The organism is Gordonia sp. NPDC003504, assembly GCF_053587995.1.
Map to the genome: position 1 here is coordinate 426,234 of NZ_JBSFPC010000003.1, position 7,087 is coordinate 433,320.

General features: G+C 67.2%; 6 protein-coding genes and 1 pseudogene. 3 read left to right on the forward strand and 4 right to left on the reverse strand.

Translation table 11 applies throughout. The annotated features are described in order from the left end of the window. Positions 1-259: 259 nt before the first annotated feature. From ACWDPV_RS09455 to ACWDPV_RS09465, 3 genes are all read left to right on the forward strand, one after another. A complete protein-coding gene (locus tag ACWDPV_RS09455; protein WP_449742719.1) occupies positions 260-1,945 on the forward strand; it encodes a VanW family protein in 1,686 nt (561 codons plus the stop codon). Positions 1,946-2,181: 236 nt separating this feature from the next. After that, positions 2,182-2,823, forward strand: a complete 642-nt coding sequence (locus tag ACWDPV_RS09460) for a hypothetical protein (RefSeq protein ID WP_449742720.1) — start codon at positions 2,182-2,184, stop codon at positions 2,821-2,823. 60 nt (positions 2,824-2,883) lie between these two features. Further along, on the forward strand, positions 2,884-3,660 hold the full coding sequence (locus tag ACWDPV_RS09465; protein ID WP_449742721.1) for an SDR family NAD(P)-dependent oxidoreductase: 777 nt from the start codon (positions 2,884-2,886) through the stop codon (positions 3,658-3,660). A 77-nt stretch (positions 3,661-3,737) separates the two neighbouring features. On the opposite strand, the gene ACWDPV_RS09470 is transcribed toward ACWDPV_RS09465, so the two are convergent. The 4 genes and pseudogenes from ACWDPV_RS09470 to ACWDPV_RS09485 all read right to left on the reverse strand — a co-directional run. Further along, entirely contained in the window at positions 3,738-4,745 is a 1,008-nt protein-coding gene (locus ACWDPV_RS09470; protein WP_449742722.1) for an alpha/beta hydrolase, read from the reverse strand. 524 nt (positions 4,746-5,269) lie between these two features. After that, positions 5,270-6,325, reverse strand: coding sequence for a zinc-dependent alcohol dehydrogenase family protein (locus ACWDPV_RS09475; RefSeq protein WP_449742723.1), 1,056 nt, complete (start codon positions 6,323-6,325; stop codon positions 5,270-5,272). 80 nt (positions 6,326-6,405) lie between these two features. Further along, complete coding sequence (locus ACWDPV_RS09480) at positions 6,406-6,882, reverse strand: SRPBCC family protein (protein ID WP_449742742.1); 477 nt, start codon at positions 6,880-6,882, stop codon at positions 6,406-6,408. A gap of 132 nt (positions 6,883-7,014) precedes the next feature. Further along, positions 7,015-7,080, reverse strand: a pseudogene (locus ACWDPV_RS09485) (arsenate reductase/protein-tyrosine-phosphatase family protein); the annotation flags it as partial. Positions 7,081-7,087: the final 7 nt, after the last annotated feature.

Sequence of the window (7,087 nt, forward strand, 5' to 3'; positions counted from 1 at the left end):
TCCTCCTGCATCGCGGCGCGGCGCACCCACGAGTTTTCTGCGAACGCGGCGCACACACGTGCTGGTTCTGTGATTCTGTTTGCTGACTGGGTCCTTTTCCGCGGCTTCACGCAGGTGATCGTCGGTTGCGCAGGTCGTCGACGATTCGCGCGAACCCCGGTAACCCGCGCGACACGCCGACGCGGCGCACCACTCCGGTTGCTGGGTTTGGCCGCCTCGAATTCGCAGTCGCCCGACTTGTCCGGTATCTGTGGATGCGATGGGACCGTTATCGAGCCGCCACCGCCGGACCGGGATCCGTGTGGCGATCGGTGTGACCGCAGTCATATCGCTGGTTCTCGCCCTCGACCTCGTCGTCACCTCCGGCCACACGGCGCGCGGCGCCACGGTAGCCGGACGGGACGTCGGGAACCTGTCCCAGCCGCAGGTGACGAGCGAACTCGCGGAACTGTCGGAACTGTCACGGCAGCCGGTCACCCTCCGCACGTCCTCCGGCGAGGTGGCAGTGGCGCCGGACTCGCTCGGCCTGACCTTCGACGCAGACGCCACGGCCGCAGCGCTGTCGGTTCAACCCCGCAACCCCTTCGCCCGCCTCGCCGCGCTGTTCGGACTCTCCCGCGACGTCGAACCGGTGGTCGGCCTCGATCCCACGCGGTTCGACGCGGCCCTCGACGATCAGAAGGGCAGCCTCGAACGGGCCGCCGTCGACGGCGGCGTGCACTACGACGGAACCCAACCCGTCGCAGACATGCCCGCCGCCGGGCTACGCGTCGACCGTGACGCCGCGCGTCCGGTGCTCACCCGGGAATGGCTCGACGGCGGGATCGTCGAGCTGCCGATGGAACCCTTCGCCCCGACCGTCGCCGCAGACGTCGTCACCGCGACCGTCGCGGGCCCGGCGCGCACCGCCGTCGCCGACGACCTCGCCGTCGAAGGTCGCGACGGAATCAACGTGCGACTCACGCCCGCACAGATCGCAAGTGCGCTCACGTTCCGGCCCGATGGCCGTGGTGGCCTCGTCCCGCACGTCGACCGCGACCGAGGTCGCACGATCCTGGCCGGCCTGTCGCGTTCCGAGAGCCGACCGGTGAACGCGAGATTCTCGCTGTCGACCGGTTCGCCGGTGGTTATCGCCGCGCGCGACGGTCACGCCCTGGACTGGGAGGCGACGTTCGTCGCCATCGAGAAGATGATCACCGGCGATGGTCCGCGCACCGTCGAGGCGACGTACCGGGTGCTTCCGCCCGCCCTCACCACACGCGCGGCGCGCGATCTCGGTGTCACCGAGGTGATCAGCGAGTTCACCACCGGAGGATTCTCGTCGGCATCGGGGGAGAACATCCGGCTCGTCGCCCAGGAGGTCGACGGCGCGCTCATCCTCCCGGGCCGCAACTTCTCGCTCAACGGATACACCGGTCCCCGCGGAACCGCCCAGGGCTACGTCACGTCGACGATCATCGATCACGGCCGCGCGTCCCGGGCCGTCGGCGGAGGCATCTCCCAATTCGCGACGACCCTCTACAACGCGGCGTACTTCGCCGGCCTCGATGACGTCGACCACACCGAACACGCCTACTACATCTCCCGCTATCCCGAGGCCCGCGAGGCGACGGTCTTCGAAGGCGCCATCGACCTGGTGATCGGCAACCGCTCGCGACACGGAGTCCTCATCGAGACCAGCTGGAGCCCGTCGTCGGTGACGGTTCGTATGTGGGGCACGAGAACCGTTGACGTGCAATCGATCACGGGGAGTCGCGTCAACTACACCTCACCCGAGGTCCGCACGATCGCCGGCGACGACAACTGTATCGCCAGTAGCGGGAGCCGCGGTTTCACCGCGTCGAACACCCGCATCATCACCGACGCCGCGACCGGCACCGAGATCCGCCGGCACACCAGGACCGTGCGTTACGACCCGGAGCCGATCGTGCGGTGCGTCAGCTGAGTGGCCTGGCACGCCCTGCACCACTGACAGCGCTCGGTTGAACGTTGACAGCGCTCAACCCGTCACTGACGGCGCTTTCCTACATGCGCGGGGGGCGCTGTCAACGAGGTGGCGGGCGCTGTCAACGTCGTGGTGAGCGCTGTCAGTGACGAGGCGAGCGCCAACGACGTCCGGTCGGATGAACGTGTGGTCGTCGACGCGCCGCAGCGCGAGACCCGACCGTACGATCGTCTTCGATGAAACGCCCCAGACAAGTCCCGGCCGCACGTGTCCCGGCCGCACGTGTGTTGGCCGAACGTGTCTTGGCCGCACGTGTCCTGGCCCCGCGCGTCTCGGTTCCGCGCCTTGCGGTCGCCCTCGTCGCACCGGCGACGGTGATTCTCTCCGGCTGCTCCGTCGCCGGCGAGGCGATTCGCGATCAGGGGCCGGTGTCGACGGCGTTCGCACCGGTCAGTGCCGCCGCCCAGACGCCGGGAGCGCAGGGGACGCCCGTCGATCCCGGGCAGTTCGGCCGCACCGGCAATCTCTTTCTGCTTCGCGCCGGCGGGGTGGCGACGTGCGGAATCGGACTCAACGTCGCCACCGCGCAGCTGGGGAATCTCACCTGCCACATGCCGCCCGGCGCAATTCCCGGGGTCAACCCGTCCACGGTCGACATCGATGACACCGGCGTACACGCCGCGGCATGGCCGATGTGGTCCGGTGCGATCGCCGAACTCCTGCCGGGGCAGTCGGTGACCGTGGGCGTGGCCACTTGCACGGCCAGTGCCGGTCCGCGGCTGCGGTGCCAGAATCCCGGCGGCTGGGTGGACATCGGGGCGACCGGCACCACGGTGTCGATGCCACCGAGCCCACTGACCGCGCAACACGGTGGCTGACCGACCGCTCGCTCGGGCCCGGTGTGTTACCCGTACCACACCGCGTCGTAGGCTGTCGTCGTGGATATCAACGGAGCAAGTGCAATCGTGACGGGCGGGGCGTCGGGCATCGGCGCCGCATCGGTGCGCCAGCTGGCGGCCAAGGGCGCAAAGGTGGTCGTTGCCGACCTCAATGCGGAGAAGGGTGAGGCTCTCGCCAAGGAAGTCGGCGGCGCGTTCGTCAACGTCGACGTCACCAACACCGAGCAGATCGAGGCCGCGGTCAACAAGGCCACCGAACTCGGTCCGCTGCGCGTCCTGGTGAACTCGGCCGGTATCGGCTGGGCCCAGCGCACCATCGGCAAGGACGGCGAATTCGGTTCGGCGCACAACCTCGACGCCTACAAGAAGGTCATCGCGATCAATCTGATCGGCACCTTCGACTGCATCCGCCTGGCTGCCACCGCGATGAGCCGCAACGAGCCGCTGGACAGCGGCGAGCGTGGTGCCATCGTCAACATGGCCAGCGTCGCCGCATTCGACGGTCAGATCGGTCAGGCGTCGTACTCCTCGTCCAAGGGCGGCGTCGTCGGCATGACCCTGCCGGTGGCCCGTGACCTGTCGGCGTCGGGCATCCGCGTCAACACCGTCGCACCCGGACTGATCGACACCCCGATCTACGGCGAGGGCGAGGCCTCCGAGGCATTCAAGGCCAAGCTCGGTGAGTCGGTGCTGTTCCCCAAGCGTCTCGGCGTGCCCGACGAACTCGCGTCGATGGTCGTCGAACTGGTCACCAACTCCTACATGAACGCCGAGGTCGTCCGCGTCGACGGCGGCATCCGGATGCCACCGAAGTAGTTCGGCCGCAACACCTCTCATACGCCACGGCGGCCCTCGGCGATCATCTGTCGGGAGGGCCGCCGTGCGCGTCCGGGCTACCCGACGGGCAGCGTCGTGATGGTGTGCGAGGCGACGAGGCTCTGGTAGTAACTCCCGCCGGGGTAGTAGGCGGGTGTCCGGGTGCCGGTGATCAGGTCATCGGCCCACTGCGCGGACAACCTGCGGATGACCCGCCCGTTGCGCGGACGCGGAACCGCGAGCTCGGAGAGCTCACCGATCAGGTCGGTCGAGTCGGACTCGACGTCGATGTGCACACCGGTGACGAGTCGGACGCCGAGAAAGTCCTGCCGGGTGGTCTGCGACAGCCAGGTGACGCCCAGCCCGCCGGTATTCGACACCGACGGCTGGGATGCGATCACGCGAATGGGTAGTTCTGCTGCGCCCAGTTCCTTGGCGGAGGTGTAGAAGTTGTTGCCCAGGAACGAATTCACCGGATCGAACAGCACCAGCCCGGCCAGTCTCCGATAGGCCGCCGGATCGGCGGTGCGCAGTTGGTTGGCCGCGGTCAGCACGAACTCGCCGCCGGCGGAGTGACCGGAGAAGACGAGCGTCGACGGCATCGTCAGATCGGGGCGGTGGGCCTGTGCGGAGGCGCGGGTGAAACTCCGCCCGACGGCGCTGTCGGGTTCGACTGCGTGCCCGAACTCCAACGCCATCTGCCGGATGAAGGCCGTGTTGTCACCGGCGTTGAAGGCGATTGCGCAGCCGTTGACACTGACCGAGTCCAGGGTGGGCGCGGCCACCAGGAGCCCGTACGCCGCGTAGTTGCGGGCCTCGACGTCGAGATTGACTGCGGTGCGCGAGAATCCGTGTTGCAGCCAGACCAGCCCGGTGGGCCGACCGGCCGGCAGATACCAATTGACGGGAACCTGTCTGGGTGCACCCGCACATGTGGTGTCGATGGTGGTCGAGATCCGTGTGATCGACATCAGCGTGGGCGAGGCGCCGTCACTCGGTGCGGCCGTTGCCGATCCGGCAGCCACGGTGCACGTCAATCCCACGATGCACGCCACTCCCAGAAGCCACAGGATGTGCGCACGCACGCTTCTCCGGGCGATGCGAGCGCCGGGCCGAAGTCCGGTGACGGCAGTCCGATGGCAGAGAAAGAGTCCCCCGAGTGTCTTCACGTCGTCCTTTCGTATGTGGCGTCGCAGACGCTACGGCAGCGTGACCGGCTTCGGTCGCGATCCGTTGAAGATCCAGTGGTGCAAGAGGTTACGCCGCCGGACTGCAGACCGCCGGATTCGCTTCGGGAAACTGAATCTTTGCGAAAGAACGTGAAGGGCAGCGGCTCATCGTCGGTGGACAACGATCGAGCGGGCTGTCACTATTTCTGGGGACAAGCGCAGGTTGGGGGAGGGTGAGTTGTTCGCTCTTGCGATGGGAGTTGTTGTCGTCTTTGCGGCAATTGTCCTGGTGGTGATCGTGGCGGGCTGGGCCGTACGCGTCGTCATGAGGCGAGATCAGTGGCACGGCAAGAAGTCTGGTGCCGACGCGGCCGAAGCAGCGGCCCGGTCCCGGACGAGACCATCGGAGTCGGTGGTCGGTGGGCCGGACCGCGTTCGGGTCAGGCGTTCAGGATCACCTTGAGCGCCTTGGTTTCTGCCGCGCGGCCGAACACGTCGTAGGCATCGATGATCTCGTCGAGTGCGAAACGATGACTGATGAACGGGTCGGGATCGATGCGGCGTTGCGCCACCAGTTTCAGAAGTGTGTCCAGGGTATTGGTGTTGACCAGCCCCATCGTCATGACGATGTTGGAGATCCACAGGTCCTGGAGAGCGAGTTCGACGGGTGTGCCGTGTACCCCGACGTTGGCGACATGACCGGCGGGACGGACGATGTCCAGGCACATCTGGAACGTGGCGGGAATGCCGACCGCCTCGATAGCGACGTCGACGCCGAGTCCGTCGGTCATGGCGATCACCTGATCGCGCCAGTCCGACGCCGACGAGACGACGCCGTCGGTGGCACCGAACTTTCGGGCCTGCTCGACGCGGTTGGCGTCGAGGTCGATCGCGATGATGCGGCTCGGGCCGTACAGGCCGGCGGTGGCGATCGCCGCCAATCCGACCGGGCCGGTACCGATCACGGCCACCACGTCACCGGGTTTCACCGCGCCGTGCCGGACGCCGATCTCGTGACCGGTCGGCAGGATGTCCGACAGCAGCGTGCCCTGTTCGGGGCTCACCGTCGACGGCAGCTTGTACACCGAGGTCTCGGCGTAGGGGACGCGCACGAATTCGGCCTGGGTGCCGTCGATGAGATGGCCGAAGATCCAGCCGATTCCGGAACTGCCCTCCCCACCGAGGCAATGCGAGAACACTCCCTGTTTGCAGTAGGCGCACTTCCCGCAGGCCGAGATGCACGACAGGATCACCTGATCGCCGACGGCCAGCGTCGTGACGGCCTCGCCGACCTCGGTGATGGTGCCGACGCCCTCGTGACCGAGGATGCGGCCCGGGGTGACGGCGGGGACGTCGCCCTTGAGGATGTGCAGATCGGTTCCGCAGATCGTCGTCGTGTTCATCTTGACGATGATGTCGGTGGGTTCACTGAGCTTGGGCTCGGGAACGTCCTCCCACGCCTTCTGGCCGGGACCGTGGAATACGAGCGCCTTCATCGTTCACCTCGTTGTGATCGGGTTCCCCCTGTCGATCACGGTACGGGCGCACCGCATGGGTGCGGAAGACGCGGTGCGTCTCAATCTGAGATTGCGTCCCGGGGTGCCGCGTGGGCGGCGAGGTACCGGATGAGTCCACGACGGCCCGACCACATCATGAATCGGTGGTTGGCGTGCAGGATGGGCCTGATCGTCCAGAGTGGCACCAACGCAACATGTTTGGTGAAGTCGACCTGCTGGTGGAAGTCGACGACGCTGTACGCCGGGTCGTCGACGGAGACGACCCACTGACTCCAGCCGACGAGGTCGCCGGCCAGGCGTGCGCGCAGGACACCGGAGCCGGCGTCGATGCGTTCCTGGGTCAGGCGGACGTGCAGCGACACCGGCAGCAGTGAGCGGAAGCGTGCACGTCCGCTGACGTCGTCGATCCGCACCGCGTCATGGATCTGAGGCCACCAGTTCTGGTAGCCGTCGGCATCGGCAAGGGCGGCGAACACGGCGTCGTGCCGGAACGGAATCCGCCATCGGCTGTGCATCCGGAAGGTCCGTGCGCCCATGGGAGCCAGTATGCGCTCTCGCTTGCCGTCGGTGGACGGCCGATCGGCGAGGACATCGTGGAACGTCACTCTATGGCGTGACGTTGTGCGACGTTTGCAGCGCGAAGGGCTGGGACCCGTAGGGCGCGACGCCATCGCCCGCAGAATCCGCTCCCCCATCGGCGACCGGCAGATGTTGCCGGTGCAGACAAACAGGATCGTCGAC

Excerpts from the sequence above, each read along its gene's own strand:
- ACWDPV_RS09480 (WP_449742742.1), bottom strand. The coding sequence starts at position 6,882 with ATGGGCGCACGGACCTTCCGGATGCACAGCCGATGGCGGATTCCGTTC.
- ACWDPV_RS09455 (WP_449742719.1), top strand. The coding sequence starts at position 260 with ATGGGACCGTTATCGAGCCGCCACCGCCGGACCGGGATCCGTGTGGCG.
- ACWDPV_RS09460 (WP_449742720.1), top strand. The coding sequence starts at position 2,182 with ATGAAACGCCCCAGACAAGTCCCGGCCGCACGTGTCCCGGCCGCACGT.
- ACWDPV_RS09475 (WP_449742723.1), bottom strand. The coding sequence starts at position 6,325 with ATGAAGGCGCTCGTATTCCACGGTCCCGGCCAGAAGGCGTGGGAGGAC.